This window comes from Pseudohongiella spirulinae, assembly GCF_001444425.1.
Taxonomy (GTDB): domain Bacteria; phylum Pseudomonadota; class Gammaproteobacteria; order Pseudomonadales; family Pseudohongiellaceae; genus Pseudohongiella; species Pseudohongiella spirulinae.
In genome coordinates, this window is the sequence record NZ_CP013189.1 from 215,882 (window position 1) to 242,235 (window position 26,354).

A 26,354-nucleotide genomic window follows, 5' to 3' on the forward strand; every position below is an offset into this window, starting at 1 on the left:
GACGCGCAAGCGCGCACCTGAGGCGAGCGTTAGCGAACCAGCTTCGAGGGGTATCGTGTGAAATTGAACTTCAACAGTTGGATGCAAGATGCTGATCGGTGCATTAATAGCGCCATCGCAGAGTGCTTCAATTCCGGTCAAATTGGCGGGTGGCAAGAAAATCACATTACCACTGAAATCCTTAAAGGCCTTGTGGGTATTGGGGTCGAATTTGAGTGGGAACAATATGCACAGCGCATAAAGTGGGAGGCGTACAAGTTAGCTGGAAACTTGGAGCACTCAAACGGCGATATAGGGCTGCTGGTTAATGTAAGGTTGTCCGGCGAAACGTTCGTGAAAGGGGTGGCTTTCTATGAAGCCAAAAAGCAGTATTTTGATCCAGCGGGCAAGGCAATCGGATTCAAGTCTATAAACGTAGACCAGCTATCTAGGATAAGAGATGCAACTCATGCGAGTAGTGTCCTGTTCTACGATGTAGATATATCTGAAAGTCGTGCGTGTGCAACATCCGTCCAAGCAGTATTCGTACATGAGCTCGCGAAAGGTGATCTACTAAAGTTTTCATGCCGATTGGTAACGCACTATGGCTGCTTCTGGGTTTATTCTCTTGGGCAAAATTTTAGAGGTTTTGGTCTGGATCACAGTGAAGAGGCGGTGAAAGCTCTTGAAGAGTATGCCGCCTCCAAATATGCTCCGTCAGTTCTTTTAAACGTGGGGGTAGGCATGACCAGCATTCTTGAGCCAGTTCTTGATGGCTTCTGTGCCTCACTAGACAATTATGAACAGGTTCTTGCAAAGCAAACTGAGTCGCCCGATCCCGAAGAACCTGGCCATTTAGATGATTCATATGATCGCTAACAAAGCCAATCACAGCGACAGCTTTTCCGTTGCGGCTTCGCCTCCACTACAAAGCCGCGCGTGTTGGCGGCGTTAGTGCTCGTCAGGGTCGGCGGCTTTCTTCCACGTCGTCAGAGAGCCAGACCTTGATCAGCGACTGGTAAGGCATATCTCGCTTGTTCGCCTCAATCTTGATCCGATCCAAAAGTGATTCAGGCAATCTAAGAGAAATAGTTTTGGTGGAAGGTTTCAGATTCGGAAACTGCGCACGTTTGGCCTGGTTCCAGTCAACGTACTCTGTCGAGTCGTGGCTTTCCCAGAAAGCACGCTCTTCGGCTTCACTTTTGAACTCTGGCGTTTTTTTAGCTTTGCTCATAAATCTTCCGCTCCTTACGGTGCATATTACGGGCGGAAATCACTCGGATCAGGCTCCCAGCACCTCGCAAGGTAAATGTAATGTGCAGCTGCCGTCGGTCATCCGTTACGCCCAACGCATGGTATCGAGTCTCATCTTGGCTATGCCTGTGGTCCGGCATAATCAGAAGAGGCTGGTTGAAAAACACCTGTTCTGCCTTCGACTGGCGCACGGCATGCTTATCCCTACTTTTCCGAGCATTGCCGTCATCCCAATCGAACCCGATAATTTGCGTCCAGTCAACCATGGTTGTATATTACCAGCATATACATAATCTGCAAGCCGCACTAACAATAAATTGCAGTTCGTTCCGGCCCTGCCGGGCCTACACCGGACGTAACCTGGCGGCCACGCCGCTGAATAAAGAGCGTTAGGGCTCGTCATAGTGACCACCTAGAGCGAAGATATAGATTGATGATTCATCGAACCGATACACAATCCTATCCTTCTGGGATATGCGTCTGGACCAAAAACCGGTCAGGTTATGCTTCAACGGTTCAGGTTTGCCCAATCCAACAGCGGGGTTGTCGCAGCGAATGAGCTCTTTAATTATTTTGCGAGTCGCATCGTGCAGCTTTTTGTCCTTTTGGCGCATGGCTTCATACGCCTCCCAGGTCTTGCCCTCAAATACCAGTGATCTCATCCATTTGCTCTTTGGTAGGCGTGTATCCATTACGCTCAGCATGGGTTTTGGCCGACTCGGCCAGTTGCCGCATCAAGCTACTGTTTTGCAGCACATACAATGTTTCCTGTTCGCGCTCCCAGTCTTCAGCACTCATCACCACAAAGTCTTGCCCCGATCGACGAGAGACCCTGAGCGGCTCATGTCTACTAACACTTTGTTCTACAAGCTTTTTCAGGTTATCCCTGAACTTATTTACACTTACTGTTTCCATCGCAACCACCAATATATGTACGGGAATGCCGTACAAGTATACTCTAGCTGCCCTAACAATCACAAGCAATCGGACGCCAGCGAAGCTGGCGCCGTTGTTGATGGGCGTTAAGCGGTAATCAGCCTACGGAAAACTAAACATGGATCTGACACTGTTTTTGTTGCTCTCTTTCGGCCTGATCATCATTCCAGGGCCTAATGTGATTGTCATCGTCACAACCAGTATTGTGCATGGCAAGGTCCGCGGGCTTCAGACTGTCTCCGGCACAAGTGCCGCTATGATCGTACAGCTGCTGGTTGCTGCCATAGGTACGACCTGGTTCGTCACTGCCGTTAGCGAAGGTCTGAAATGGCTCAAGTGGTTGGGCGTAGCCTATCTGCTCTATTTGGGTTACAAACAAATACGAGCCTCGATGAGCGGCATAACACTGAGTTCTCCCAGTGCAGTGGGTTCGTTTCAGCGGGGTTTCTGGGTTTCACTGACAAACCCCAAAACCATTCTGTTCTTTGGTGCGTTCCTGCCGCAATTCGTCTCAGCTCAACAGTCTTATCTGGCGCAAGTTGCCGTGCTGTCGGGTATATTCTGGTTAATGGCCGTGGCGCTCGATTCGCTTTATGCTTTGTTCAGTAGCAAAATTGCCAGCAAGCTCAAGGTCGCGCCGGACAATCGGTTTGTGGGTATCTTCAGTGGTAGTTTGTTTATTGGGGCCGGTGCTGCATTGGCGGCGGTGGGCCGTGAATAACCAAGCGCTTAACAAAGCGCATCAATTCGCGCCTTCGGCGCTCGGATGGCAGCTGCGCTGCCACCGTTGTGCGCGGCGTTAGGCGGCGCCAGCGATGAGCAGAGAGAATGCGTCATTCCATCAACTAGGAGTATTTGTTTACTCCTTTCAGCTGGTTGAGCGGGAGATCGAGGACATCATCGTACTGTTGATGAATACCGACACAGAGATGGTAGCTATCTTAATGAGCGAACTCGACTTGAGTGAGAAGCTTAAAACAGTAGACGTCTTGCTCGCTAGATTTATCGACCTTCGACGAGGTATTTCCGAAGGGTATAAGGCTGAATTTCACAAGCTAGTATCACGGATTCTAAAGCTCTGTGAACGACGAAACGATCTCGTTCACTCGAAGTACGATACTTGGCAGAATATTGATGGAAAGCTTGGACTGCTCCGCCAAAACTCTAAACTCCGCGCAAGTAAAGGACTGAGAGAAGAATTAGAAGAAGAGCTGCTTCCAGAAGCCTTTGATGGGGATGTACAGAGTATCTCAGACTGCCTTCAGGAATTAGAAAAATACAGACAAAGAATTCTTGGTTGGCATTACGACACTGATGACGCAGATCAAAGGGGCTAAGATTACCATGGACGAGCATCGACTATTATTAGCCAAAGTTCAGTCTCAACAGTTCCAGGCAGCTTTCGAACGGTGTTGGAATTTGAATCGGGAGTTCGATTTAGCGCCCGAGTACATATTAGGCATGCCCGCTTTGATGTGTGCGGCTTTGAGTATAGAGATCGGTCTGAAATCTCTACTTATAGAATCTGGGACGAGACCAAAGAAGGAGCACAATTTGAGATTGCTGCTGAATGCTCTTCCGCCAGCTATCAAAGCTGCGATCGTGGATGAAGTGAAAGCCAAGTACCCGGACTTTCAATCACAGATCGCTAATGCAGAGAAAGCGTTTGTGACTTGGCGCTACTTTTATGAAAGCGAGGAGCATATTGAGGTGAACATCCTATTTGTAGGCGCACTCGGTGCTGCTGATCAGAAGCAACTCAACCTCAAATGGGAAGAATTCTCAAAGTGAATCCGCCTAACAAACAGTTCCACAGAGTCCAAAGTGCACTGTCATGCCTTCTGCAGAAGGCGCAAAAACACGCCAGTGCACTCTGGCTCGTGAACATGGGCGTTAGCACTCTCATCAGTCATCGAAAGAGGTTAGTATGAAAATATTTGTAAGCTGGTCAGGGAAGAGAAGTAAGGCCGTTGCCGAGTTAATCAGCGATTGGCTGAAGTGTGTCATTCAAGCCTCACAGCCATGGATTTCTACGCGAGATATTGATCGCGGAGCGATTTGGTTCTCAGAAATAAGCGACAAGTTAAAAGATGTGTCCGTAGGCGTAGTTTGCCTTACACAAGAAAACAAAGAAAAGCCATGGATCTTATTTGAAACAGGAGCCCTGGCTAAAGGCCTGACGACTAATAGAGTATGTACTTTTTTAATCGATCTAAGCCCTGAGGACTTGCAAGATCCTCTTGCTCAATTCAATCACACAATGCCAGACAAAGGCAGCGTATGGGAGTTAACTAGAACCATTAATGACTGTCTTGCAGAAAAAGCACTTGATGAAAGAATTTTGAAGCAGGTATTTGATACATACTGGCCTCAATTCGATAAGAATTTCAAGGAGGCTTTGAAAGATAACCCACCTGGGGAAGTTGTTCCCCCTCGCTCGGAGCAAGATATTCTTTCCGAAATATTATCAAACACAAGAAGTTTGACTCACAGAATTAGAGATCTTGAATCTGAAGTACATATAAGATCTAAAAACCGCTTTATCAACTCGATCAACTCATCAGAGTTCGATAAGAATGTGATCATGAAGATATTAAATATGGCTGAGTCAGGCAAATTCAGCGAGGATGAGATAATGTCGTCACTGATTGATTACGACATGCCAGAGTCCTATGCTCGTGACCTTATCAAAAAGACCTTAATCAATCGTGGCCCGAGTAATCGAGCAAAGATTGCTAACAAGTAAATCCAGCTGACGCCACGGCGCACCTGATTTAGGCGTTAGGTTGCCGAGTTACCACGAATATTACCGATAGGATTTATAGTGAAAAATTGCATAATTTGCAGAGAAAAAACAGATGATTTCTCAGACGAGCACGTAATTCCGGACTCTTTGGGGGGCTACTATCATATTTATACTGTATGCAAGCAATGTAATTCAGACTTGGGGTCAAAAGTAGATAGTGACTTAGTAAACCATAAATTCTCTGACTTTCAGCGCTTTTTGATGGGCATAAAAGGTAAGTCGGGAAAAATACCTAACCCTTTTTCTGGAACTCATTCATTTACTGATAATCCAGACCAAAAAGTTCAGGTTAGATTGGATGAAGGTCGAAAGACAGTTCCATATATCATCCCTAGCGTAAACCAAAATAATAACAACGGTGTAATTGATTCCGTCAATATTGTTGTAGATGCAACTGACGAGCATAAGCTTGATGACATAATAAAGAAAACGGCAAAAAGAATCGGCGTGCCATATGAGAGAATTTCAATTGGTGAAAAAATAGTTCAGTCAGCGCCATGCCCGGAAGTTCATATACCACTTTCAATAGACTTGCATGATTTTAAACTAGGATTGTTAAAAATAGCTTATGAGTTTGCCATAGATACAATACCAAAATATTACGATGACCAAATGGCAATTGATATCTCAAAAGTACTTCATAGTGCAAATCACGAAAGATCTACTGATTTTGTAAAGATTGGAAATGGATTTCAACATGAGGTCATGCAGCCCTTTGAGAGTCTTCTGGATTTTGAGAGCACAAAGCACTATTTGATACTTATTCAATCAGATGAAAACCTTACGTGCTTTGTAAAGTTACACAAGTTATTCACCGTTGGAGTTGTCCTTTCAGAGAATAACTACCTTGATGAGAACTTCATAGTTGGGATTAATGATATTGCAGGAAAATCATTTTTCAAAATAAACGCATTTGAGTTAATAGAAAGAACGCATGATAAACCAGAGCTAAGGTTTCAATACTGGTTCAAAGATCAGAATTCTGTAGATAGATATCTTAATCTGCAAAGCGATCCGAATTTTGCTTTCTACATGGAAATGAATGAAATCCCTTTCTTCAATAAGGATGGGAGTTATGCGGGTAAAACTGTACATCAGAAAATATCTGAATTAGTTGAAAGCGCTCGCGCAGGAAGTTTGGAGTGTGGCGGTATATCTGCTGGTATTGAATTGGATGAAGAGCTCTACATTAAAATAACTCCGTCTAATGAGCTTCTATGTGTAATATCAGTTCAAGAAGAGAGAAGGCAGGTGTGCAAATTGTGACCTCACCTAACAAGCGGCTGCTGTCGGACTGACAAAAGCGTCACTCCTTTTGCTATCGCAAAAGCAGCGTCACTTTTGTCAGCCGCAGAGCCGGGCGTTATGTGCCCCCACACATTAGGCTCAGGAGAATATGAAAAAAAGTCTGCCAATTTGGGAAACTATTCACCTCTGCGCCAAAGAGTTTGATAAAAGTGGAAATTCTCCCTTTACAAGGGGGGACATTATTAAGTGCGTTCAGAGTAAGATTCCTAACTGCAAACCTGATTCAATAAACCCAATTATTCAGGGTCTAACTGACAATCTGCGCGGGGGTGCGCCAGGAGCTGCAGGTAAAAACCTACTTCATAGCGTCGGACGAGGTTTATTTGTTCTCCGAACTTCAAGTAGCGTTGGAGCAGTTACTGGCACCACGCCTAACAGTCGAATTGTTCCTGAACCCCTGACCAAGCTATCTACGAATGTTGAATCAAAGCAACTGGATTGTATAGCACTTGGCGGAATTGACTTTAGGTTGATTTGTCAGCTGAGCGTTGAAAATGACGAATCGGGTAATATTCGCGAGTTCAGGCCACAGCTCAATTATGCTGGTGCTGGATCCACTCCACTTAACAATTACGGCAACGGTCTGTTTTGTAGGTTCAAAATTCCAACTGGGCTTCAAAAATCTGGCGTTTACATCATCGGCACAAAAAGTCAGCCCCTGTATGTTGGGGAATGTGTGAATCTCAGTGCTCGTTTCAACGCCGGATATGGGAATATTAGCCCTAAAAATTGCTACGTTGGCGGTCAGGAGACCAATTGTCGGATTAACAATTTGATCTTTACAACAGTGAGTGGCGGTAAGGATTTGTTTCTGTGGTTCTTTGAGACACAGGATTACAAGTCAGTTGAAAAAAGCCTACGACAATCTATCTCCTTTCCGTGGAACCGGGCATGAAGAATGCAATAACAAAGTCTTGCAGACGGAAAACTTCATACAGACATGCCTTTTGCTCGCGCAAAAGCCACGCCAGCATGAATTTTCCGCTGAAGAACGGCGTTAGGTAGCACTCCCATGATTCAAGCAGATGTGCCAAGTCCAATTGATCTGAAAAATATGGAGGACGCTAAAGCGTGGGAGCAGGCTGCAATGCAGCGCCCATTTCGAAAAGACTTCTTCGCCGCGATTTGCACAGAGATCGGCGCGCTTCAAAAGCCCGGACTTCGGATCTTAGAACTCGGCTCGGGTCCAGGTTTCTTGGCAGAGCATATCCTTGCACAACTGCAGGATATAAATTACACATTGCTCGACTTCTCTGCCGCCATGCACCAACTGGCTAGCCAGAGGCTATCTGATCTGACAGGCAATACAATTCAGTATCTGGAGCGCAGCTTCAAAGAGCGCGGCTGGACCGACGGCATTGAAAAAGTCGAGGTTGTTGCCACAAATCAGGCTGTTCATGAGTTGCGCCACAAGCGCTATGCGCCTGAGCTTTTCCTCCAGGTACGCGATCTGCTCAAGCCAGGCGGTGTGTTATTGTTCTGTGACCACTACTTTGGTCAAGACGGTATGACCAATGATCAACTGTACATGAGTCGAATGGAGCAGCGGCAGGCATTGGAGTCGGCGGGGTACAGAGTGTCAGAGATTTTAGTTAAGGGTGGTAGGGCATTGTACAAAGCGCTACCTAACCATTAAATGAACTTCGCGCCTTCGGCGCCGGACGCAGCCTGCGGCTGCGCCGGTTATTAAGGGCGTTACACCCTCCTAGGAAGCCCTTCATATCCATACGGCATTGCCGTATATTTCAGAAATGGTATTCATTGAAACGAGTCTGTTCACGAAGCTACTACCAGAATACCTCACGGACGAGGAGTACCGAGGGCTGCAGGCGCATTTGCTTAAAGCCCCGGAAGCTGGAGACCTAATCCGTGGCTCTGGCGGGGTGAGGAAGGTTCGTTGGGCAATATCTGGCTCGGGAAAGAGCGGTGGTGTGAGAATCATCTATTTCTGGTAGAAATCTAACCACCAAATCTGGTTTCTAACGATCTACCAAAAGTCCGAACAAGATTCGATTCCAGGCCACACGCTCAAGCAAATTGCAGAGGCATTGAAGTATGAGTAAGCGAGATTTAGGCAACGAAATCCTGGAAGGCATTCGGGAGATCCAACAGCACAATAGGGGGCAGGTAAAGCTGCGTAGTACTGAGCTGGCTCCACCTTCTTCACCGCAAGTAATCCGTCTGAGGCTGAACCTGTCTCAGTCTGCGTTTGCAGGTCTAATGGGAGTCAGTGTCCGCACGTTACAAGATTGGGAGCAGGGCCGCAGAGAACCACAAGGCCCAGCACTTACCTTGCTGAGAATAGCAGAGCAGCATCCTGAAGTTTTCAGTGAACTTCATTAACCACGGGTGTAACAATCTCAAGCAAACGGACACTCACTTCGTTCGCGCCGTTGTTGAAGGGCGTTAGGCGACTGGGATATCTATGAAGCATGAATCTGGAGAGAAAATTCAGTATACCAAGCGATGGTTCGCGTATTTCGATTTGTTGGGATTTTCTGATTTAGTTCAACAAAAAAGCATCAGTCAAATAATGCCCCTTTACAATAAAGCGCTAGATCAACTAGAACGATCTCCAGAAGAAAAGAAACAACAAGGAATTTACGTTTCCTGGTTTTCAGATACGTTCATAGTATATTCGCGGGGTTCAAAAGCTGAAGATTTTGCCAACATCGAACATGTTAGTCGATTGTTCTTCCAGCATTTGATTCTAAACAAGATAGCAGTCCGAGGAGCCCTTACATTCGGAGAGCTATATTCCCAGCAAGAAAAGAACATTTTTGTTGGGCCTGCGTTAATAGATGCGTATAGATACGGTGAAGGGGTAAATTGGCTCGGCTTCATTCTCACGCCAAATGCTATCAATAGGCTGGAAGAAGTAAGCTTACCTGCCCGAGAGAGGAATTTTTACAGAGGGGTCACGGATGAGACACTTTTTAAACCTGGCATCAAGGGTCCAATCTCAGCTTTTTCTTTCAACAACGGACTGGTCCAAGGAAAGAATCCCTACTTAAAAGCTTTGTCAGAAATGCGTGCCCAAGCCGATCCAAAATTCCAGGAAAAGTATGATAATACGATCAGTTTTATTCAAAAGTACGCCTAACAATCTCATGCAGTTCGCGCCTGTGGCGCCGGATGCAACCATCGGTTGCACCGCTGATGAAGGGCGTTACTGCACTTGGAAGTGCCAGCCCCCGGTGCACCGCGGGTAGCTGATCTCGTGCCGGGTCGGTCAGAGTCTTTACCCTAGCCAATGCCGACTTCAAGTTCAGCTGCACAGTTGTCTGGTTCAATAGAATAAAACGCCATCAATGGTGAGGTGGCTGCCGGAGAATAAATTGCAAAAACAAACAGCCGGTTGGGAAGTGAATTCTAAGAGGTTTGTCGCTGATCAGCGGCAGTCGGTAACCCCGTGGCTGTCGGAGGCTTCATGCTCAGCGATGGCTTCGCATACTGGGTTTCAATCGGCAGTAGCGCTGCGTGCAGTAACAATACAATTAACTCCGCTCCCTTCGGTCGCCGGACGTGGGCTGACGCCCACGCCGGTTATCATGGGGCGTTATACGTCGGAATCAGCCAGCAGCAGCTGCATAAGTTCCCGCAATAAAGTACAGAATTCGATACCGCAAACCGAATAATATCTAGAGGCGATAAATTGACAATTGGCCATCCAAAGCGCTACCAATACGGAAGCACAGCTGTACTTCGATACGTGCTCACGGATGGGCGAATCGAGATGGCTTGGCCGTGTAGAGTTGTCGAAGACACTGATCAACTTGTAGCTCTTTTTATCGCAGCGGGTACAAAGTACAAGGCAGATCCGAAGCGTACCGCTGCTGAAAAGCGGGCCAATCCTTCAGGACCTGTGCCATCGGGTGAGTACGTTTGGACAGCGGATACACTCCGATTGATGTTGCCGCAGCGTATGCACTCTGTCTGGCTTTTCTGGGATAACGATTATAAGCGTCGACTCAACAGGTTCTTCATCAACGTTGAGGAGCCATTTCGACGAAGTGAAATCGGCTTCGATACCCAGGACCTCACGTTGGATCTGATTGTGCAACCTGATTTGACTTGGTCGTGGCGCGATGAAGATGAAATGCAAAACCATGTGAGGGAAGGGTTCTTCACTGAGAACTTAGCAATGGCTGCTCGATCGGAATGCCTTAGTGTAGTCGAGGAGTTCAGTCTGGCGTCGCATCCTGCTCTATCAGGATGGGCAGAATGGACACCTCACCCTGACTGGGATATTCCGACGATTTCGGAAGAATGGGCAAGCACTCCACCAACGTATTGGCATCGTCGATCTTGGGCTTATGGCGTCAGTGAGTAAACCGAATAAGTATCTGAGGTTTCGACTCTAGTGAGTACAGTGATGACGTATAACAATCCGCAACAATCGCTCCCTTTGGTCGCTGGGACAGCCAAAACGCTTCGCTTTTTTGGCCGCCCTTGTGCGGGGCGTTAGCGTCTGGCGGCCCCTGCTCTTGTAATCTATCCGTCTCTGACGTATAGTCCTTAAATGTATACGATTGTCGAAACCCCAACATTTGCAGAAGATGCCAGGCAGCTCTGGTCGGAAGAGGAACGTGGTGCATTCTGTGCGTGGCTGGCGGCCAACCCGGAGTCAGGAGCAGTAATTCCAGGAAGTGGCGGCTGTAGGAAAGTTCGCTGGGCTCGAGCCGGCTCCGGCAAGCGTGGCGGGGTAAGAGTCATTTATTTCACCAGATTATCAGATGAAGAAATCTGGCTTCTTGTAATTTTTAGCAAAGCGGTTAGAGAGACCATACCCGCACACATTCTGAAGGCGATTCGTGAGGTTATCGAGAATGAGTAAGTATGCCAAGAGCATGAGCGGAGAGGAGCTTGGTGACAAGCTGCTGAAGTCCGTCAAGGAAATGAAAGCCGGCAAGGCCGCCCGAGTAACACAACATGCATCGAATGAAGTGGCCTCGGCGCGGCTGAAAACCGGTCTGTCGCAGGCTGAGTTTGCACAAGTACTGCAGATATCTGCACGTACGCTGCAGGAGTGGGAGCAAGGCCGGCGGTCACCATCTGGTGCAGCGAAAGCTTTGATCCAAATTGCATTTCGCCATCCAGAGATTATCAAGGAAGGTTTGGCATCACAGCGCTAACAATCAATTGCACGCGACCAGCAAGCTGGCGCGTGAATGTGGGCGTTAGCAGTCAAGTGAATCACTCCGGATGAAAGTACAACTGTCTGATTACCAACATGAGTGGCCTGACTTGTTCGAGAGAGAAAAGTCGGTTCTCCTTGATAAGATAGGACCATGGCTGCAGGGCCCAATTGAACACGTTGGAAGCACTGCCGTTCCGGGCTTGAAGGCTAAACCGATTATCGACATTATGGCGGGGGTCAAAAATCTCGATAGTTCAGTTAAAGCTATCGAGGTATTGCAGAATAATGGATATTGCTACTATCCATACAAAGCTGACGTAATGCATTGGTTCTGCAAACCCACTCCGGAGTATCGGACACACCATCTGCACCTAGTTCCTTACGACAGCCCACTTTGGCGAGAACGAATCAAGTTTCGGGATATTCTTCGCAACAACGCAAAAGTCGCAGAGAAATATGAGCAGCTAAAGGTCTCGCTGGCCAGGGATCTGACAGATGATCGAGAAAGCTATACGGAACCATTCATCGAGAGCGTACTGCGTGAGTTCGGCTGCTAACAATTACATGAAGTGCGTGCCCTTCGGGCACCGGACGCCTGCTGCGCAGGCACCGCTTATGAAATGGCGTTATAGCCAAATTCAGTCATTACTAGAGATTGAAGTTTAATAAATCAGGAAGAACCGTTTGTATACTTTCAAAAATACGGAAATCAACAACAAGAAAGCTTCAGACTTTGAAACTAAGTCTTTGCTGTACTTGCTTGGCATGAGAAGTGATAGTGAAGAAATTGAAATAGTTACTGTGGATTGCTTCAATGACGTAACAGGCTCTAACACGGATTTCAGCAAGCTCTGGGATGTTCAAAGTAAAAACCATAGCAGTCTCCCCCCTTCTAAAATTGGTGAGAGTCTATCCACGCTATACGAAAACTACATCTCAACTATTAGCTTTTATGAATATATATTGTTCATTCCGAAGCTTAATAGGGACTATTTGGTAGACCCTTCTCTAAATATTTATAGCTACGAAAATATCAACGAAAAGCAAAAAAAGGGGATAGAAAAAAAACTCAAAGAAAAAGTAAATGGAGACAAATCTGGGGCGACCCCGCCGCTATTTATCGATTTCTTGTCGAAGATATGCTTTGTTGAAGACAATAAGAAAGTAAGTACATATATAAAAAAGATTTCTAGATTCAAAAATAAAAAATCTATTCCTGAAGAGATATATGATCGAATATTTTTAGAAATTAGAAATGCCCAGGCAGCCCTTAAGAACTCATACATAGAAAACGAAAACATAAACCACCCCTCTGAAGTTCTCAAATTTAATCGTCATATTACAAAGACAGAAATCAACACTCTTTTGATTAGCAGGCTAGTTGGTATTGATGTTTTTTCTTTTCCCGGAATACCTGTGAGCTTCTTCGACGTTTTAATGGGCAAGGATGAAGACGAAAGAAAAGATTTGCTTCAAGAATGCAATGAAAATCTAAGTCGTGCTTTCTTCGACAAAAACGGCTGCAGAGAGTTTTGGAAAGTAACAGAAACTCTGATAAAGATACTTAAAGAGAAGCCCGATAATAGTATTTTTGATGTTTATTCGAGTTTGATATCAGACGTTAAGGTGAAAACAGAATATTTAACAGAGAAAACGTTGCTTTATATGATTTCTCTAGTAAAGACGGGGTTAGTAAATGCTGATTAAGAAAATTGCATTTGGCGATTCAGAGGAAGCGTTTGTTGAGAGAAGATTGGTTGACGGCCTAAATGTTATTTTTAGTGACGACAATAACAGAGGTAAAACCCTTGTCATGCAAGGGCTAATGTTTTCATTGGGATATGAGTCTATCTTTCCCAGCTCTTTCAACTATAAAGATAAATATTTCTATTCTGAGGTTGAGTTTGGCAATGTTACCTATGAATTCTTAAGGAAAAGAAATTCCATCGCCATAAAGACAGAAGATGCGATGCAGATATTTAATTCAGTTGGCGAGGCAAGGTACTTCTTAGATGAATTTGTTTTCTCAGTGCCCAGGATTCACAAGGAAGGTCGGCACGTGCTCGTAGATTTGAGCTTGCTATATGAGTTGTTTTTTATTGGCCAGGACAATCGAAATCCATCTGGACTTATAAGTAAGGGCCAATTTAGTAAGTCTGACTTTAAAGCTATGGTTTATGATTTGGCGGGACTGTCTGACAATCGGGTTAACATCGATGATATAAAGAGCATAAAGGAAAATATTAAATCCTTAAAACTTCAGCTTAAAGAGATTAGAAGAAAAATTTCAATAATCAGACAAAACCCCAATATTGCAGAAATAGCTTCTAGAACGTATGACTCTGAAGTTGTTCAGGAAAAAATTAAAAGAATATCTGAGATAAATGAAAACATATCAAAACTTAAACGTTCCCGGCAAAGAGAGATTAATAGAAAGTCTAAACTAGAACATCTAATTGCAGAGCTTAATTCACTAAATAGAGACCTTAGTGAGGGAAATGTTCAATGTGGTGACTGTGGCAGTGACAAGATAGTGTATTCCAATAACGATCTGACATTCGAAATAAGTAATATCGATGTGAGAAATGGAATTATGAAATCCATCGATCAAAATATTAGGCAAAAGGCCGATATAATCATGGACTTCTCTGGGGAGATTAATTCTTTACAGAGGGAGTTAAATGAGGAAATGAGAGATACGCCGCCGAATTTCCAACAAATTGTTTTGTATCAGGAGCAGGCTATATCAGAGGTGGATTTTGATGACCAAGCATTTTCCCTTTCGATTCAAATAAGGGCATTAGAGGATCAGCTTAATTCATATACAAATATCGATGAATCTCTGAAAAAAGAAAGAAAGAGTTTCGATGATAATCTGCTGAAGGAGATGAACGACCTATACAAGGCGATAGATCCTGGCGGTAATTTGGTGTTCGAGGATATTTTTACTAAAAAGGGGTCAACCTTTTCTGGTAGTGAAGGGCAGGAGTTTTATTTTTGTAAAGTTATTGCCCTTAGAAAGCTTCTTAAACATAACTTTCCTATTTTGATTGACTCATTTCGCGATGGAGAGCTATCAACAGGAAAGGAGGCTAAGATGCTGGAAATATATAGGAAGATAGATAGTCAGATCATATTAACCTCAACACTGAAAGATGAAGAATATAGCAACGATAAATACTCCAGAATAGATGGTGTAAATGCTGTGGATTACAGCAATCATCAGGATTGTAAAATATTAAGCAAGCAACATGTAAGAGAGTTCTTGACGCTAACGTCAGGATTCGTAGGTCTTGTTCTGTAAAGCTATAACAAGCGCATGTTGTCGGACTGGTTTTCCGCTGCGCTCCAAACCAGCCGCAAATGCGGGCGTTATGCGGATTTCGGCAGAGCACAGATATGATACTTGTGGTAGACCATGACCCTGGTTGGGGGAAGATGTTCGAGAAGGAAGCCTCTCGAATTTGTTTGGCTTTGAGCGACACGGTTGTACAAGTCCACCACATTGGAAGTACGGCAATTGCTCACACCAAAGCCAAACCAGTCATTGATATGTTACTGGAAGTCAACTTACTAGAATCGCTGGATCAGAAAAGTCCTTCACTTGAGGCTCTAGGTTACGAGGTCAAGGGGGAGTTTGGGATTCCTGGTCGCCGCTACTTTCGGTTAAGCGACGCTGCGGGACGCAGAACGCACCAGATCCATGCTTTTGAGGTGGGGTCGCAGAATGTAGCCCGCCATATTGCCTTTCGGGATTACATGCGAGCACACCCGTCAATTGCTGTCGAGTACGGGGAGCTAAAGGAACGTCTCGCGAGAGCGAGTCCGAACGATATGGATGCATATATCAATGGCAAGGATGCATTCGTAAAGGAGCATGAGCGTCTGGCGTTGATCTGGAGAAGTAGTGGTAATGAGCAGGCATCCGCATAACAATCAGTTGCAGTCCGACATCTGGCACTACGCAACTTTTGTGTTACTCGCTGTCGCTCAAACATTAACACAAAAGCCGCTCCGTACCATCTGCGGCTGAACTGGGCGTTATCGAGCAAAATGGAGATCAGTGAATGTCCTGGCTAAATACAAGCAATGCTGCTGAAGCTGAGCAAAACAGTAGTGAGTTTTGGCGGAAGCTAAAAAGTGACATAGATAGCGGGACTTTCTGGGCCGATAAGATCAAGAGTTTAAAGTCAGAACCAGAGAAGCGCTTGGCACTTGCATTAGAAAACCTCCCACTTCCCGGGGCTTTTAGGGAGGCAGCTATCGCTCTCAGAGGCATCATTCGCGAAAAGAAGAAGAAAAAAGAAGATTTTGAAAAAGATCTTTCGCTGATGTATTGGCTAATCGCGATAGAGTCCTTTTCTATTCCTTACTCTGATTATCTGCAACAGCCGGGTTTCAACGTAATTGAATCGATGCCTGGGGCTGCCATACAGTCGCTACCCTTCTCATATGAGAAGCTTGGATACACTAAACTTAAACTTGCTAGCAAAACTGATGCAAAGTGGTTTGTTGAGGCATGGGGTGAACCGGTTCAGCACACTACATTGAATCAGCTACATAATGACGTATGGAAAAGGTATGAGAGGGAAACGAAAATTAAGCAGGAGCAACAACTTGCGCAATTACTGTCAGGTTTATAAGCTCGCTAACAAAGTCCTCCAGACGGACAAAACCATGGTGTCATGCCATTTGCATAAACCGCAAATGTCGCGCCACCATGCTTTCGCCGCTGAGGAACGGCGTTAGCGCCACCTGGAGCATCAACATGAGTAGAAATAGTCTGACTTTAAAGATCGTTGCTCTCTCGGGAGTTTTGCTCATTCCGGTATCCGCCCTATCTCAGACATCGAATGAGTACGCTCAAATGGCTAAAGCCACTTGGAGTGCGTTTGAATGCAGCTCACTCGCTTCTAAGGCGCGCCTGCCAGACGAGCAAGAGAGATTGTTTCGGTTTGGTTACGAGCAAGGTAAGTCCTTTATTTCAGCTTTGCTGGACCAAAAAATTGCGCAGGAAGATCTTTCACAGGAAGCTCCCACAATATTGCTCCTCTTGCTTCAGGGACCTACCCCAGACTTTATGCTTGGTCGTATATATGAGTCCGCTCAAGAATCGGCTCTCGAGGGCATCTATCGAACTGGTGATATATCCTATGACGATGAAGAGCAGCAACTAAACGCGGAGAACAAGTTTTCGCGGCTGAACTGCAATCTAATTGGAAACTAGTAATGATTCGGATCGCTGCGCTAACAAGTAATTTCAGTCCGTTCCGGCCCTTTCGGGCCTCCACCGGACGCGGCCTGGTGGCCGCGCCGCTGAATAAAGGGCGTTATGTGTCCGAAGCGCTCTGGGTTGCGCGCCTGACCGACCAAGAGTACACTCAATGGTACATTCAAAAGTACGGTTGAGTTGCTATGACTAAGTTGAGAGTTGATGAGGATATTCGCCCGCTGTCCGACTTCAGGGCAGGCATAGCCTCCTTTGTAAAGCAGATTAACGAGACTCATCGCCCCATGGTCCTTACTCAGCGTGGCCGCGGGGTTGCTGTGCTGGTTGGCGTGCATGAATATCAAAAGATGCAGCAGCGTCTGGAGTTGCTTGAGGACATCTATCGGGCAGAGGCGCAAATCGAAGCGGGAGAAGGCGTTCCCCACGCAGAGGCAAAGAATCAGTTACTGAGTCAGCTACGCCAGTGATTATGATTGAATGGTCGCCGCTCGCATTGGAAAGGGCGGGTGAAATTGCTGCCTATATCGCGCTGGATAAACCCACCGCTGCAGAGTCATGGCTAGACGGACTGTTCGAATCGGTAGAGCGCTTGGAGCCGCACCCAATGAGCGGTCGCGTTGTCCCTGAAATCAACATTGAGCGAATTCGAGAAGTCATTTATGGTGCGTATCGTGTTATTTATCGCGTTGATACTCAAGCAAAAAAAATTTCAGTGCTTACGGTTCTGCGTGGCAGCGAATTAATTCGGGCTGATGAGCTCGATTAAACAAAGCACATAACAATCAGCTGCAACGGAGCAAATTCCGCTGCGCTACATTTGCCCGTTGAGTTGGGCGTTACATGCTAAGCGCAGCGGCCTGGCACCAAGTCAGCCAATTGACACAAGTATCAATAGTGATACCATTAGTTGCATGGCTAAGATTCAAGATATTCTCAGTCAGATGCGGGAAAGTCCCAAAAGCATCAAATTCAATGACCTATGTAAGGTCTGCGATGCCTACTTTGGAGAGCCTCGACAGTCTGGTTCGAGCCACAGGGTCTATCGGACCCCATGGAAAGGAGATCCCAGGGTCAATATCCAGAATGCCAAAGGTATGTCTAAAGCCTATCAAGTGAAGCAGGTGCTTCAGGCAGTTGAGCGGTTGGAGGTTCAAAATGGCAAAAAATATTGATCGTTACACGTACAGAGTGACCTGGTCTGAAGAAGATCAGGAGCATGTTGGGCTGTGTGTTGAGTTTCCCAGCCTTAGCTGGCTGGCGGAAGATCCTGAGCAGGCTCTAAAAGGTATTCGTCAGCTTGTCCGAGACAGCGTTTCAGACATGCTCCAGAACAATGAACAGGTTCCTGAGCCGCTATCGTCAAAACAATTCAGCGGAAAGTTTATGGTGCGAGTACCACCGGAAACGCACCGCCAATTAACGATTGAAGCGGCTGAGTCGGGTGTCAGTTTGAATCGGTTGATTTCCAGTAAGCTTCATCAACCCCGCATGTAACAATCTCAAACAATCGGACGTCGGCTTTGCCGGCGCCATTGTTGAAGGGCGTTAGTTGCCCTGTGCCGCAGCGTCGAGTTTGTCCAAAAGTTCAAGGCCGCGTTTAACATCGCCAGAGGCGGCAAAGGTCCGGAATCGAGTTTCGCTGTCAAACTCGGCCAAGGTCTGAGTTGAAATTTCTTCAATCAGTTTGTTGACGCTCATTTTTTTGCGACGAGCCAACGCCTTCAAACGGTTATGTTTGTCGTCGGGTAGTCGGATGGTTAAAGTGGCCATGTTGTTATCCTCTTAACAATTGTTCAGGTGTCATTACGTGCAGGCCAGGGAATATCAGTTCAGAAGATTTGATATCCCTGGCATTGTTGGTAACAACACAATAGGCATTGCCGGCAACGGCAAGCTCAATTAAAAAGTTATCGCCCTCATCGGGCAGGTTCGGACGCCATAGGTAGTAAATGGGCACCCATTCGCAAACGCTGTAGTAAGCGTTGAGCAGCTCGCGAAGCTCATCGGGCGTCAGCGGGCATAGCTCAAGAATATGAGACCGGGCTGTAACGTCTTCATATTCCATAAATAAGGTGTTGCTAATCAAAGGTTTGTAATGCCCTTGCAAGCACCTCCGGATCAACTCCCTGGCTGGTCCCGCAGGGCCAATTAGGGCATTGATAAGCACGCTGGTGTCTATGACTACAACATTATTCATGCGCAATATGGTTGCATATATGCTATCACTTCGCAATACTGGAAAAGCAACTAACCAGGCGCATCAATCGCCGCCTGCGGCGGCTGGGACGCTCGCAAGCTCGCGCCCTTGTGCGCGGCGTTATGCGGCTACCTTCCTAGGCCATCACAGCTCTTGACATACTATAAATGGTATATATACTAAATTTGATATGTGGGAGATTCTCGAACATAAGCGTATTGATAAAGCCTTGGCAGCAGCTCCGGTTGAGGTTCAGCAACGCTATGAAAAGTGGAAAGATATTGTAAGAATTTCCGGGCCACAGGGACTGCAATTGATCAAGGGCTTTAAGGATGAATCCTTGTCGGGTAACTGGAAGGGCTTTCGATCTTCCAGGCTGAATATCCAATATCGAGTTATTTACAAGGTTCAAAAAGATCAGGTGCTGGTGGAGGTTGAACGAGTTACTCCCCATGACTACCGGAGGTAAAGAATGAGCGACTATCGTAAAGCCATCAAAAGAATGGATGTATCACCAGGTGATTCAGTTCGGATATTGCGTGAGCTTCAGGAGATGAGTCAGAACGATCTGGCGGCTGCAACCGGGATACCGCAATCAACAATTTCTGCCATCGAGAATGATCGCGTTCGCCTTGGTGTGGAGCGCGCAAAAGTACTCGCCAGAGCGCTGCGTTGTCATCCAGCCGTACTGGTATTCCCAGGTTGGGACGTTGAGCATGAGTCAGCCGCATAACCAGGCGCATCAATCGCCGCCTGCGGCGGCTGGGACGCTCGCAAGCTCGCGCCCTTGTGCGCGGCGTTATATGACTCTCGGCTCAAGCGTTGACACCTGATACGACATGGGTTACAGTGCTTGACATGATTCGGAGCTTCAAACACAAGGGATTGGCCAAATTCTTCAAATCCGGCAGTACTGCTGGGATTCAGGCCGATCATGCAAAGCGGCTCCGGCTAATCCTCGGTCGTCTTCATGCAGCCGCGTCACCAAAGGATATGGATCTGCCAGGGCTTCGGCTTCATGAGCTCACTGGCAACCGTTCAGGTACTTGGTCAGTAATGGTAAGCGGTAACTGGCGAGTCACATTTGTTTTTCAAGGTGAAGATGCTGAGGTCGTCAACTATGAAGACTATCATTGAGGTATCACCATGTTAATGCACAATCCCCCTCATCCAGGCGAGGTCATTAAAGAGCTGTGCCTTCAGCCTTTAGGCATCTCAGTGACGGATGCGGCCGAGGCACTCGGTGTCAGCAGGAAGACTCTAAGCGCAATTCTCAACGGCCGCGCCGGAATCAGTCCGGAAATGGCTGTACGGCTCTCCATCGCATTCGACACGTCAGCTGAAAGCTGGCTCAACCAACAGTCCCAATACGAGCTATGGCATGCCGAGCAACATAGAGGCGAGCTTCAGGTTAAGAAATTGGTTGCTGCGTGAGAATGGCATATAACCAACGGTTGCAACAGGCGCCGTTTTACTGCGCTGTTGAACGCGGGCGTTAGCTGTCAAATTCGCAGCAAGTACGCTGTAGCAGGAGCTCTGCTAAAGTGATACTATAGTGTCACTTCTGGAGGGGTAGCCCATGAAAGTTGAACTAGTCACCAACCTCAAGCGTCAAGCAACGAAGATTCTGGCTGATTTGCACGAAAGCAAAGAGGCCGTCTTGATAACCGAACATGGCCAGCCGTCCGCCTACCTGGTTGATGTTCAGGACTATGAGTTTATGCAGCGCAGACTGGCGCTGCTGGAAGGATTGTCCAAGGGAGAGCGGGCAATTCTGGAGGGCAAGACAACCTCCCATAGTAAAGCCAAGGAGCGGATGCAGAAGTGGCTGAAGTAGTATGGACAGACCCGGCGTTGGATCAGTTAGAGGAGATCGCGGAATACATTGCGCTGGATAAGCCAAGCGCGGCTTCCAACCTTGTGAAGACGATCTTCTCTACAGTTGAACGGCTTGAGCAATTCCCGGAGTCTGGCCATGCGCCACCAGAGCTGCCAGATTCGATCTACCGAGAGCTGTATGTTAGACCTTGCCGGATCTTCTATCGCAAGGAAGATAACGTTGCTCTTATCCTGCACGTCATGAGAGAAGAAAGGCAGCTACGCAGATTTCTATTAGAACCTGAGTTGGACAGCTAACCATCAATTGCAGGCGACCAGGCAAGCTGGCGCGTGAATAGGGGCGTTAGCCAGCATTTCGTCGTCAGTATCAACATCAGTGGGCACCGATTGAATATTGCTCTTGCAAAAGCGTATCCAAATGGATACGATCTGCCACATGTACTACATCCAGCGAACAGACGAGTTTGATGGTTGGCTCTCCAAGCTCAAGGATATTAGGGCTCGGGCTAAGATCGTAGCCCGTATTCGCTCAGCGGAATTGGGTAATCTCGGCGACGTAGAGCCCATAGGCGACGGGCTTAGCGAGTTACGAATACATTACGGACCGGGATATCGGATTTATTTGAAACAAAAAGGAAGGATTCTGCTGCTCGTCTTGTGTGCTGGTACGAAGAAAACCCAAGGTAAGGATATCGAAAGGGCAAAGTCTCTGGTTAAGAAGTACGAGGATATTCTAAATGAGTGGTCTTAAACAATTTGATGCGGCTGATTATCTGGACAGCGAGGAGATGATCGCTGAGTATTTATCTGAAGCCTTGGAAGATGAAAACCCCGATGTGTTTCTGGCAGCTGTTTCAGATGTCGCAAAGGCTCGTGGAATGACTGCTATCGCTAACAGTACCGGCTTGGGTCGCGAAAGCCTGTATAAAGCACTGACTCCAGGGGCAAAGCCTCGCTATGAAACAATCGTTAAGGTCTTGCACGGGCTGGGTGTAAGGTTGACGGTACAACCTTGATCAGCTGGTTGCTGACTAACAATCTCATGCAGTTCGCGCCTTTGGCGCTGGACGCAACCTGCGGTTGCACCGCTGATGAAGGGCGTTAGCAGCTATCTCCAGATTTGACACCCTTGCCAAATGAGTAAAAAAGGAATAATTTATACTCATGAGCGACTTCGAATACGATGACGATAAAAGCCAGGCCAATCTGGAAAAGCACGGAATCGACTTTCTGGATGCCCAGGCTCTCTGGAAAGACCCTGACCTGCTCGAAATCCAGGCGAGATCAGATGACGAACCGCGTTTTCTGGTCATAGGCCTTATAGGCCTAAAACATTGGTCTGCCGTCGTCACTTACAGAAACGGAACAATTCGGCTCATTTCTGTGAGGCGCTCCCGCAAAAGAGAGGTAGAACTGTATGAAAGCTAAAGATTTTGATCAGAAATTTGATCAAGGCAAGAAAGACATTATTGACGATCTTGATCTGTCCACGGCGCGTCGTGTCAACCAGGAACAGAAGCGCATAAATGTCGACTTTCCTTCGTGGGTAGTAGAGTCGTTGGATCGTGAAGCGGCTCGTATCGGTGTTACTCGACAGTCGATCATTAAGGTTTGGCTGGTTGAGCGTTTAAAAGCAGAGGCTGCTAACAAACCGCTCAATGGTGACGCCGCAAGCGGCACACATTAGCGGCCAAAGGTCGAGCCGGTCGCATCATTGGGGTTGCAAAAGTCCCAAAATGGGACTAAAGTCTTGTTATGCGCATCATTGCATTATCAACGCTGAAAAAATTCTGGGAGAGCTCGCCTTCCTACGCGGACTCTATCGAGCCAGGAATGGCCTGGTATCGAGAAGCCTTGAAGGCCGATTGGTCTACTCCCAATGAGGTGAAAGCACAATTCTCAAATGCCAGCGTTTTGCGCGATGGTCGTGTGGTTTTTAATATCGCCGGAAACAAGTATCGAGTCGTGGTTTGGATCAACTACGCTTACCGCGTCGTTTACATCCGGTTCATCGGAACCCACAAGCAGTACGACGAAATTGATGCTCAAACAATTTGAGGTGTCCAATGGAAATTCGCCCAATTAAAACTGAAGCTGACTACGAGGCTACCCTAAAAGAAATTGAAGGTCTGATGTCCGCTGAGCCGGACTCGCCCCAAGGGGATCGGCTGGATGTGCTTGTAACGCTCGTTGAGGCTTACGAACGGGAGCACTATCCAATCGGCTTCCCAGATCCTGTCGAAGCCATCAAATTCCGAATGGAGCAGCAGGGTCTTAGCGTCGAGGATCTCGTCCCGGTTATTGGTCGCAAGAACCGAGTGTATGAAGTTCTGGCCCGAAAACGACCACTGACCCTTCGCATGATTGAAGGGCTGCACGAGACATTTTCAATTCCTGCGGAAAGTTTGTTAAAGCACAGCTCCAACCAAAGTAACCATGCTGCGTAGGGCTGGCGAGTTGGCTGCTAACAATCTCATGCAGTTCGTGCCTTCGGCGCCGGATGTAACCTACCGTTGCACCGCTGATGAAGGGCGTTATGCGGCTATTTGATTATCGAGGTTAACGACAAGATGGAAGAAGAGTTTGAACTTGAGATGAGCCCGCTGTGCCATGAAATTACAGACAGCGGTAAGACGGTTACAGTTGAGATATATCGAGGTGGTGGGAGTGACTGGCACCTGGAAGTCGTGGACGAGTTCAATAACTCGACGGTCTGGGATGATCAATTTCCCACGGATATTGCGGCCTTAGAGGAGGCTAGATCGACCATCCGTGATGAAGGAATTGAATCGCTAATTGGTACTCCATCCTGATCAAGTGGATTGACACTGTTGCGCAACGCGCTACACTATGGCTCGTGATCAAGACTTTCAAGCACAAGGGACTGAAGCTTTTCTACGACACCGGCAGCACGCGAGGGATTCAGGCATCACATGTCGCCCGCCTTCGGATGCAGTTGGTGGCGCTCGATACTGCCCAAGAGCTGTCAGATCTTGATATTCCAGGATACAAGCTGCACCCGATGAAAGGTGACAAAAAAGGCATATGGGCAATTTCCGTGAGTGGGAATTGGCGATTGACCTTCGAGTTTCGGGATGGGCATGTGTATCTTCTGATGTACGAGGACTATCACTAATGGCTATGTACAACCCACCGCACCCAGGAGAGTTTATCTCCGCGACATACATGGAGCCCTTTGGGCTTAGTTGTCGCTATCTTGCTGAGCAACTTGATGTTTCTCCGTCCACGTTAAATCGGATTTTGAAACTGCAAAGCGGCGTCAGTCCCGAAATGGCATTAAGATTATCCAAGGCGCTGGGTCGTAGCCCAGAAAGCTGGCTTGCGATGCAGGATGCCTATGATCTATGGCATGCGAGCAAGAGCATTCGATTGGACCGAGTACAGAAAGTTGAACTCACAGCCGCATAACCAGGCGCATCAATCGCCGCCTGCGGCGGCTGGGACGCTCGCAAGTTCGCGCCCTTGTGCGAGGCGTTATGTGTCACCGCACCTCAGCAAGATTAAGATGCTGAACAAAAGGTTTAAAGTCTTTGTCAGAGAAAAGTAAGGGCACTTTATGTTCAATACAGTAGGTCGCAATAATGACGTCCGCCGTCTTGCGTATGGTAATGCCCATTTTTCTAAGCTTGCGAAAATTATCCGCGCTTTTTATTGCCAATTCCTTGCCAAGCATTTCAACTACGGTAAGTTCGTCCATAATCGATTTGGCAATCCGGTAGTCTTTGTCATTTCGGAAGCCTTGCAGAACTTCAGTAAGCAGCAGGTCACCGACCCCAACAGCTCTCACCCCAAGGCTCCTGTCCAGGATTTCAACTTGAGGGGTGTCATTGCCAAGGAAGTAGTCTATCCAGACACTGGAATCGACAAGTATCACGACGCGCTTCTCATATCGTCCAAATCACCTTCCCACTTCAGCTTACCTCTGTATTTTCGTATCTCGGCTTGTTTTTGCAGTCTCACCAATGTCTTAAGGCCCAGCTCAACGGCGTCCTTCTTGGTTTTTAGGCCGGTGACTTTCAAGGCGTCTTCCATTAACTTGTCATCTATATCTATATTCGTACGCATGGGCTTATTACTCCTGACTCACTTTGCTTCATGGTGTATATTTTATAGCATGCATACACATAGCAATCAATTGCACGCGACCAGCAAACTGGCGCGTGAATACGGGCGTTAGCCGTCATTCTCCAGCTGAGTGCCATTCTGGCAAGTCTTGACATGGTACTAATAAGTGGTACTATTTGGAAATGAAGCGTAAGCACCAAAAAACCCTGGAATCAATCTTTGCCCGTCCGGTAAGCGCTAATATCCAATGGCGTGACATCGAGGCATTGTTCGTCGAGCTTGGAGCGGAGATTACGGAGCGCGAAGGTAGCCGGGTTGCCGTGGTGCTTTTCGGTGAGGTTCGAGTTTTTCATCGCCCTCATCCAAGTCCAAATACTGACAAAGGTGCTGTAGCCAGTATTCGCAAGTGGCTAGAGCAGCATAGGGTATCACTATGAATACAATGACATATGATGGTTATCACGCCAAAATTGAGTATGACGCAGAGTTGGATACATTTAGAGGTGAAATTCTAGGGTTGAATGGAGGCGCAGATTTTTATGGCCGCAACCCGAAGGAGCTGCGAGCAGAATTTAAGAAGTCGTTACACGTCTTTCTTGAGGTATGCAAAGAGAAAGGTATCGAGCCTCGCCGCCATTATTCAGGTAAATTTAATCTCCGAATCCCGCCTGAGCTGCATGAACAATTGGCCATTGCGGCGCAAGTAAAAGGTACAAGCGTCAATAAACTCGCGCAAGAGGCACTTCAGAAAGAGATACGAGATGCCGGCTAACAATCTCATGCAGTTCGCGCCTTCGGCGCCGGATGCAACCTCCGGTTGCGCCTCTGATGAAGGGCGTTAGTGCTTGTCAGGCTCGGCGGCTTTCCTCCACGTCGTCAGACAGCCAGACCTTGATCAGTGACTGGTAAGGCATATCTCGTTTGTTTGCCTCAATCTTGATTTGATCCAAAAGTGACTCAGGCAGTCTAAGAGAGATAGTCTTGGTGGAGGGTTTCAGATTCGGCAACTGTGCACGCTTGGCCTGCTTCCAGTCAACGTACTCTGTCGAGTCGTGGTTTTCCCAGAAAGCACGCTCTTCGGCTTCACACTTGAACTCAGGGGTCTTTTTAGCTTTGCTCATAATTCTTCCGCTCCTTACGGTGCATATTACGGGCGGAAATCACTCGGATCAGACTCCCTGCGCCTTGTAAGGTAAATGTAATGTGTAGCTGCCGTCGGTCATCCGTTATACCTAAAGCATGGAATCGAGGCTCTTGCTGGCTAGGCTTTTGGTCTGCCAGTATCAGAAGAGGCTGGTTGAAAAAGACCTGCTCCGCCTCCGACTGGCGCACCGAATGCTTATCCTTGCTCTTCCGAGCATTGCCTTCGTCCCAGTCAAACCCGGTAATTTGCGTCCAGTCAATCATGTTTGTATATTATCACCATATACACTATCTGCAAGCCGCACTAACAATTGATTGCAGTTCGTTTCGGCCCTATCGGGCCTCCACTTGACGCGGCCTGGCGGCCACGCCACTGAATAAACGGCGTTATGTGTCTTGACCGCACCTATCGATAGGGGTATCGTAATACCAGTTC

The 26,354-nt window shown here is 47.1% G+C and carries 49 protein-coding genes; 39 read left to right on the top strand and 10 right to left on the bottom strand.

The window, feature by feature from the left end; all coding sequences use genetic code 11:
* The first annotated feature begins 57 nt into the window (after nt 1-57).
* Nucleotides 58-858 carry a hypothetical protein gene (locus PS2015_RS01020; RefSeq protein WP_058020421.1) on the top strand — a complete coding sequence of 267 codons (801 nt, stop codon included), beginning with the start codon at nt 58-60 and terminating at the stop codon, nt 856-858.
* A gap of 82 nt (nt 859-940) precedes the next feature.
* Here PS2015_RS01020 and PS2015_RS01025 read toward each other — a convergent pair whose 3' ends face one another.
* The 4 genes from PS2015_RS01025 to PS2015_RS01040 form a co-directional block, all read right to left on the bottom strand.
* Nucleotides 941-1,213 carry a BrnA antitoxin family protein gene (locus PS2015_RS01025; protein WP_058020422.1) on the bottom strand — a complete coding sequence of 91 codons (273 nt, stop codon included), beginning with the start codon at nt 1,211-1,213 and terminating at the stop codon, nt 941-943.
* Nucleotides 1,200-1,499: a BrnT family toxin gene (locus PS2015_RS01030; protein WP_058020423.1), complete on the bottom strand. Its 300-nt coding sequence runs from the start codon at nt 1,497-1,499 to the stop codon at nt 1,200-1,202. Before PS2015_RS01030 ends, PS2015_RS01025 begins: the two co-directional genes overlap by 14 nt.
* Nucleotides 1,500-1,622: 123 nt before the next feature.
* Nucleotides 1,623-1,895 (bottom strand): Txe/YoeB family addiction module toxin, encoded by a 273-nt coding sequence (locus PS2015_RS01035; protein WP_058020424.1) that lies wholly within the window; start codon nt 1,893-1,895, stop codon nt 1,623-1,625.
* Nucleotides 1,876-2,148, bottom strand: a complete 273-nt coding sequence (locus PS2015_RS01040; protein WP_058023075.1) for a type II toxin-antitoxin system Phd/YefM family antitoxin — start codon at nt 2,146-2,148, stop codon at nt 1,876-1,878. The genes PS2015_RS01035 and PS2015_RS01040 overlap by 20 nt, the downstream gene beginning before the upstream one ends.
* Nucleotides 2,149-2,287: 139 nt before the next feature.
* Here PS2015_RS01040 and PS2015_RS01045 point away from each other — a divergent pair, with 139 nt between their 5' ends.
* The 21 genes from PS2015_RS01045 (at nt 2,288) to PS2015_RS01160 (ending at nt 18,147) form a co-directional block, all read left to right on the top strand.
* The gene (locus PS2015_RS01045; protein WP_058020425.1) at nt 2,288-2,890 is read left to right on the top strand and encodes a LysE family translocator; all 603 of its coding nucleotides are present in this window, start codon (nt 2,288-2,290) and stop codon (nt 2,888-2,890) included.
* A gap of 94 nt (nt 2,891-2,984) precedes the next feature.
* The gene (locus PS2015_RS01050) at nt 2,985-3,506 is read left to right on the top strand and encodes a hypothetical protein (protein ID WP_058020426.1); all 522 of its coding nucleotides are present in this window, start codon (nt 2,985-2,987) and stop codon (nt 3,504-3,506) included.
* A 7-nt stretch (nt 3,507-3,513) separates the two neighbouring features.
* Complete coding sequence (locus PS2015_RS01055) at nt 3,514-3,960, top strand: HEPN domain-containing protein (protein ID WP_169792251.1); 447 nt, start codon at nt 3,514-3,516, stop codon at nt 3,958-3,960.
* A 136-nt stretch (nt 3,961-4,096) separates the two neighbouring features.
* A complete protein-coding gene (locus PS2015_RS01060; protein ID WP_058020428.1) occupies nt 4,097-4,915 on the top strand; it encodes a toll/interleukin-1 receptor domain-containing protein in 819 nt (272 codons plus the stop codon).
* Between the two features lie 78 nt (nt 4,916-4,993).
* A complete protein-coding gene (locus PS2015_RS01065) occupies nt 4,994-6,241 on the top strand; it encodes an HNH endonuclease (protein WP_082627886.1) in 1,248 nt (415 codons plus the stop codon).
* A 130-nt stretch (nt 6,242-6,371) separates the two neighbouring features.
* Nucleotides 6,372-7,178: a DUF7669 domain-containing protein gene (locus PS2015_RS01070; protein ID WP_058020430.1), complete on the top strand. Its 807-nt coding sequence runs from the start codon at nt 6,372-6,374 to the stop codon at nt 7,176-7,178.
* A gap of 117 nt (nt 7,179-7,295) precedes the next feature.
* Nucleotides 7,296-7,919 (top strand): class I SAM-dependent methyltransferase, encoded by a 624-nt coding sequence (locus tag PS2015_RS01075; protein ID WP_058020431.1) that lies wholly within the window; start codon nt 7,296-7,298, stop codon nt 7,917-7,919.
* A gap of 419 nt (nt 7,920-8,338) precedes the next feature.
* A complete protein-coding gene (locus PS2015_RS01085; protein ID WP_058020432.1) occupies nt 8,339-8,626 on the top strand; it encodes a helix-turn-helix domain-containing protein in 288 nt (95 codons plus the stop codon).
* An 82-nt stretch (nt 8,627-8,708) separates the two neighbouring features.
* Entirely contained in the window at nt 8,709-9,386 is a 678-nt protein-coding gene (locus PS2015_RS01090) for a hypothetical protein (RefSeq protein ID WP_058020433.1), read from the top strand.
* Nucleotides 9,387-10,019: 633 nt separating this feature from the next.
* A complete protein-coding gene (locus PS2015_RS01095; RefSeq protein WP_058020434.1) occupies nt 10,020-10,616 on the top strand; it encodes a ribonuclease FAU-1 family protein in 597 nt (198 codons plus the stop codon).
* 189 nt (nt 10,617-10,805) lie between these two features.
* The gene (locus PS2015_RS01100) at nt 10,806-11,120 is read left to right on the top strand and encodes a type II toxin-antitoxin system RelE/ParE family toxin (protein ID WP_058020435.1); all 315 of its coding nucleotides are present in this window, start codon (nt 10,806-10,808) and stop codon (nt 11,118-11,120) included.
* Nucleotides 11,113-11,418, top strand: a complete 306-nt coding sequence (locus PS2015_RS01105) for a helix-turn-helix domain-containing protein (protein WP_058020436.1) — start codon at nt 11,113-11,115, stop codon at nt 11,416-11,418. Before PS2015_RS01100 ends, PS2015_RS01105 begins: the two co-directional genes overlap by 8 nt.
* 70 nt (nt 11,419-11,488) lie before the next feature.
* A complete protein-coding gene (locus PS2015_RS01110; RefSeq protein ID WP_082627887.1) occupies nt 11,489-11,980 on the top strand; it encodes a GrpB family protein in 492 nt (163 codons plus the stop codon).
* A gap of 127 nt (nt 11,981-12,107) precedes the next feature.
* Nucleotides 12,108-13,130, top strand: a complete 1,023-nt coding sequence (locus PS2015_RS01115; protein WP_058020437.1) for a hypothetical protein — start codon at nt 12,108-12,110, stop codon at nt 13,128-13,130.
* Nucleotides 13,120-14,727: a hypothetical protein gene (locus PS2015_RS15690; protein WP_058020438.1), complete on the top strand. Its 1,608-nt coding sequence runs from the start codon at nt 13,120-13,122 to the stop codon at nt 14,725-14,727. The genes PS2015_RS01115 and PS2015_RS15690 overlap by 11 nt, the downstream gene beginning before the upstream one ends.
* Nucleotides 14,728-14,822: 95 nt before the next feature.
* The gene (locus PS2015_RS01125; RefSeq protein ID WP_058023077.1) at nt 14,823-15,356 is read left to right on the top strand and encodes a GrpB family protein; all 534 of its coding nucleotides are present in this window, start codon (nt 14,823-14,825) and stop codon (nt 15,354-15,356) included.
* Nucleotides 15,357-15,490: 134 nt separating this feature from the next.
* Nucleotides 15,491-16,066, top strand: a complete 576-nt coding sequence (locus PS2015_RS01130; RefSeq protein ID WP_058020439.1) for a hypothetical protein — start codon at nt 15,491-15,493, stop codon at nt 16,064-16,066.
* 125 nt (nt 16,067-16,191) lie between these two features.
* The gene (locus PS2015_RS01135) at nt 16,192-16,650 is read left to right on the top strand and encodes a hypothetical protein (protein ID WP_058020440.1); all 459 of its coding nucleotides are present in this window, start codon (nt 16,192-16,194) and stop codon (nt 16,648-16,650) included.
* Nucleotides 16,651-16,838: 188 nt separating this feature from the next.
* Nucleotides 16,839-17,120: a type II toxin-antitoxin system Phd/YefM family antitoxin gene (locus PS2015_RS01145; protein ID WP_058020442.1), complete on the top strand. Its 282-nt coding sequence runs from the start codon at nt 16,839-16,841 to the stop codon at nt 17,118-17,120.
* 2 nt (nt 17,121-17,122) lie between these two features.
* Nucleotides 17,123-17,419 (top strand): type II toxin-antitoxin system RelE/ParE family toxin, encoded by a 297-nt coding sequence (locus tag PS2015_RS01150; protein WP_335338248.1) that lies wholly within the window; start codon nt 17,123-17,125, stop codon nt 17,417-17,419.
* A gap of 389 nt (nt 17,420-17,808) precedes the next feature.
* Complete coding sequence (locus PS2015_RS01160; RefSeq protein ID WP_058020444.1) at nt 17,809-18,147, top strand: type II toxin-antitoxin system HicB family antitoxin; 339 nt, start codon at nt 17,809-17,811, stop codon at nt 18,145-18,147.
* A gap of 51 nt (nt 18,148-18,198) precedes the next feature.
* On the opposite strand, the gene PS2015_RS01165 is transcribed toward PS2015_RS01160, so the two are convergent.
* Both PS2015_RS01165 and PS2015_RS01170 read right to left on the bottom strand, forming a co-directional pair.
* Nucleotides 18,199-18,423 (bottom strand): CopG family transcriptional regulator, encoded by a 225-nt coding sequence (locus tag PS2015_RS01165; protein WP_058020445.1) that lies wholly within the window; start codon nt 18,421-18,423, stop codon nt 18,199-18,201.
* 4 nt (nt 18,424-18,427) lie between these two features.
* On the bottom strand, nt 18,428-18,850 hold the full coding sequence (locus PS2015_RS01170) for a putative toxin-antitoxin system toxin component, PIN family (RefSeq protein WP_058020446.1): 423 nt from the start codon (nt 18,848-18,850) through the stop codon (nt 18,428-18,430).
* 190 nt (nt 18,851-19,040) lie between these two features.
* Between PS2015_RS01170 and PS2015_RS01175 the strand changes: the two genes are divergently transcribed.
* From PS2015_RS01175 to PS2015_RS01245, 15 genes are all read left to right on the top strand, one after another.
* Complete coding sequence (locus tag PS2015_RS01175) at nt 19,041-19,319, top strand: type II toxin-antitoxin system RelE/ParE family toxin (RefSeq protein WP_058020447.1); 279 nt, start codon at nt 19,041-19,043, stop codon at nt 19,317-19,319.
* A gap of 3 nt (nt 19,320-19,322) precedes the next feature.
* On the top strand, nt 19,323-19,583 hold the full coding sequence (locus PS2015_RS01180; RefSeq protein WP_058020448.1) for a helix-turn-helix transcriptional regulator: 261 nt from the start codon (nt 19,323-19,325) through the stop codon (nt 19,581-19,583).
* A 125-nt stretch (nt 19,584-19,708) separates the two neighbouring features.
* Complete coding sequence (locus PS2015_RS01185) at nt 19,709-19,987, top strand: type II toxin-antitoxin system RelE/ParE family toxin (protein WP_058020449.1); 279 nt, start codon at nt 19,709-19,711, stop codon at nt 19,985-19,987.
* 9 nt (nt 19,988-19,996) lie between these two features.
* Entirely contained in the window at nt 19,997-20,284 is a 288-nt protein-coding gene (locus PS2015_RS01190) for a HigA family addiction module antitoxin (protein ID WP_058020450.1), read from the top strand.
* A gap of 145 nt (nt 20,285-20,429) precedes the next feature.
* The gene (locus tag PS2015_RS01195; protein ID WP_058020451.1) at nt 20,430-20,687 is read left to right on the top strand and encodes a type II toxin-antitoxin system Phd/YefM family antitoxin; all 258 of its coding nucleotides are present in this window, start codon (nt 20,430-20,432) and stop codon (nt 20,685-20,687) included.
* Entirely contained in the window at nt 20,675-20,986 is a 312-nt protein-coding gene (locus PS2015_RS01200; RefSeq protein WP_058023079.1) for a type II toxin-antitoxin system RelE/ParE family toxin, read from the top strand. Before PS2015_RS01195 ends, PS2015_RS01200 begins: the two co-directional genes overlap by 13 nt.
* A 139-nt stretch (nt 20,987-21,125) precedes the next feature.
* Nucleotides 21,126-21,440, top strand: coding sequence for a type II toxin-antitoxin system RelE/ParE family toxin (locus PS2015_RS01205; RefSeq protein WP_058020452.1), 315 nt, complete (start codon nt 21,126-21,128; stop codon nt 21,438-21,440).
* Nucleotides 21,427-21,705: an addiction module antidote protein gene (locus PS2015_RS01210; protein ID WP_058020453.1), complete on the top strand. Its 279-nt coding sequence runs from the start codon at nt 21,427-21,429 to the stop codon at nt 21,703-21,705. The genes PS2015_RS01205 and PS2015_RS01210 overlap by 14 nt, the downstream gene beginning before the upstream one ends.
* Nucleotides 21,706-21,853: 148 nt before the next feature.
* A complete protein-coding gene (locus PS2015_RS01215) occupies nt 21,854-22,117 on the top strand; it encodes a BrnT family toxin (RefSeq protein WP_058020454.1) in 264 nt (87 codons plus the stop codon).
* A complete protein-coding gene (gene brnA / locus PS2015_RS01220; protein WP_058020455.1) occupies nt 22,107-22,376 on the top strand; it encodes a type II toxin-antitoxin system BrnA family antitoxin in 270 nt (89 codons plus the stop codon). The genes PS2015_RS01215 and brnA overlap by 11 nt, the downstream gene beginning before the upstream one ends.
* Before the next feature lie 68 nt (nt 22,377-22,444).
* Nucleotides 22,445-22,747: a type II toxin-antitoxin system HigB family toxin gene (locus tag PS2015_RS01225; RefSeq protein ID WP_058020456.1), complete on the top strand. Its 303-nt coding sequence runs from the start codon at nt 22,445-22,447 to the stop codon at nt 22,745-22,747.
* Between the two features lie 8 nt (nt 22,748-22,755).
* Nucleotides 22,756-23,136, top strand: coding sequence for a helix-turn-helix domain-containing protein (locus PS2015_RS01230; protein ID WP_058020457.1), 381 nt, complete (start codon nt 22,756-22,758; stop codon nt 23,134-23,136).
* 123 nt (nt 23,137-23,259) lie between these two features.
* Nucleotides 23,260-23,502, top strand: coding sequence for a hypothetical protein (locus PS2015_RS01235; protein WP_058023080.1), 243 nt, complete (start codon nt 23,260-23,262; stop codon nt 23,500-23,502).
* Nucleotides 23,503-23,546: 44 nt separating this feature from the next.
* Complete coding sequence (locus tag PS2015_RS01240) at nt 23,547-23,825, top strand: type II toxin-antitoxin system RelE/ParE family toxin (RefSeq protein WP_058020458.1); 279 nt, start codon at nt 23,547-23,549, stop codon at nt 23,823-23,825.
* A complete protein-coding gene (locus tag PS2015_RS01245) occupies nt 23,825-24,118 on the top strand; it encodes a HigA family addiction module antitoxin (protein WP_058020459.1) in 294 nt (97 codons plus the stop codon). The genes PS2015_RS01240 and PS2015_RS01245 overlap by 1 nt, the downstream gene beginning before the upstream one ends.
* A gap of 73 nt (nt 24,119-24,191) precedes the next feature.
* On the opposite strand, the gene vapC is transcribed toward PS2015_RS01245, so the two are convergent.
* The gene (vapC, locus tag PS2015_RS01250; RefSeq protein WP_058020460.1) at nt 24,192-24,584 is read right to left on the bottom strand and encodes a type II toxin-antitoxin system VapC family toxin; all 393 of its coding nucleotides are present in this window, start codon (nt 24,582-24,584) and stop codon (nt 24,192-24,194) included.
* Nucleotides 24,581-24,775 carry a type II toxin-antitoxin system VapB family antitoxin gene (locus PS2015_RS01255; protein WP_058020461.1) on the bottom strand — a complete coding sequence of 65 codons (195 nt, stop codon included), beginning with the start codon at nt 24,773-24,775 and terminating at the stop codon, nt 24,581-24,583. The genes vapC and PS2015_RS01255 overlap by 4 nt, the downstream gene beginning before the upstream one ends.
* Nucleotides 24,776-24,957: 182 nt before the next feature.
* On the opposite strand from PS2015_RS01255, the gene PS2015_RS15975 reads away from it, so the two are divergent.
* Together PS2015_RS15975 and PS2015_RS01265 are read left to right on the top strand one after the other, a co-directional pair.
* Complete coding sequence (locus PS2015_RS15975; RefSeq protein ID WP_058020462.1) at nt 24,958-25,212, top strand: type II toxin-antitoxin system HicA family toxin; 255 nt, start codon at nt 24,958-24,960, stop codon at nt 25,210-25,212.
* Complete coding sequence (locus PS2015_RS01265) at nt 25,209-25,547, top strand: type II toxin-antitoxin system HicB family antitoxin (RefSeq protein ID WP_058020463.1); 339 nt, start codon at nt 25,209-25,211, stop codon at nt 25,545-25,547. The genes PS2015_RS15975 and PS2015_RS01265 overlap by 4 nt, the downstream gene beginning before the upstream one ends.
* 76 nt (nt 25,548-25,623) lie before the next feature.
* Here the strand turns inward: PS2015_RS01265 and PS2015_RS01270 are convergent, their stop codons facing one another.
* Both PS2015_RS01270 and PS2015_RS01275 read right to left on the bottom strand, forming a co-directional pair.
* Complete coding sequence (locus tag PS2015_RS01270) at nt 25,624-25,896, bottom strand: BrnA antitoxin family protein (protein ID WP_058020464.1); 273 nt, start codon at nt 25,894-25,896, stop codon at nt 25,624-25,626.
* Nucleotides 25,883-26,182, bottom strand: a complete 300-nt coding sequence (locus PS2015_RS01275) for a BrnT family toxin (RefSeq protein ID WP_058020465.1) — start codon at nt 26,180-26,182, stop codon at nt 25,883-25,885. Before PS2015_RS01275 ends, PS2015_RS01270 begins: the two co-directional genes overlap by 14 nt.
* Nucleotides 26,183-26,354 lie beyond the last annotated feature (172 nt).